1 protein-coding gene and 1 pseudogene are annotated in these 567 nt (G+C 64.9%); one reads left to right on the top strand and one right to left on the bottom strand.

All coding sequences use genetic code 11. The features are described 5' to 3' along the window. Positions 1-195 (bottom strand): hypothetical protein (locus HUK84_RS22250; protein WP_176642050.1); only part of this gene is annotated, 195 nt, incomplete at its 3' end. Positions 196-282: 87 nt separating this feature from the next. Between HUK84_RS22250 and HUK84_RS22245 the strand changes: the two are divergent. Continuing rightward, a pseudogene (locus tag HUK84_RS22245) lies at positions 283-567 on the top strand (hypothetical protein); the annotation flags it as partial.

The raw sequence follows: 567 nt of genomic DNA, 5'->3' as shown, positions 1-567 counted from the left end.
GGCCTCCAGATAGGCCGCGACGCGCGCGCGGGTCGCCCGGCGCACCTCGCGCCCGGCCCGCACTTCATGGACGAAACGCGGATCATTCACCGCCCGCAGCCCGAAGGCGCTGGCCGACAGGCCGCTTTCGCCCAGAAACGCCTCGATCACCCCCAATAGGGGATCAAGAGGATCGGAAACAGGATCATCCCTCATGGATAGGCAAATTAATAGGATATTTCCTGCCGATCAAGCGGCAATTTCCTATTGGGAATTCCCTATTTGCAGCGCCATAATAGGCACATGCCGATCCTCACCCCCTCCCGTTATGCCCTGCTCCGGCTGATCGCCAAGGCGGGCAGCAATCTGAAGGCGGAATCCCTCGCGCTGGGCCGCAACCACGCCTATCTGCAGCAATATATCCACAAGGGCACGCCCCAGAAGCTGCCCGAGGACGTGCGCGACGCGCTGGGCCGCCGTTTCGGGGTCAGCCCCAACATCTTCCGCGAGGACACCGACCCGAACTGGGAACCGCCCGATCCCGCGCTCCTGCCGGGCACCGGCCATGCGCACGACGCCGGCGCGGCC

It is taken from the genome of Nguyenibacter vanlangensis (genome assembly GCF_013376155.1).
GTDB lineage: Bacteria > Pseudomonadota > Alphaproteobacteria > Acetobacterales > Acetobacteraceae > Gluconacetobacter > Gluconacetobacter vanlangensis.
Note: the sequence above shows the minus strand (reverse complement) of the source record. Positions and strands in the feature narration are given on the sequence as shown.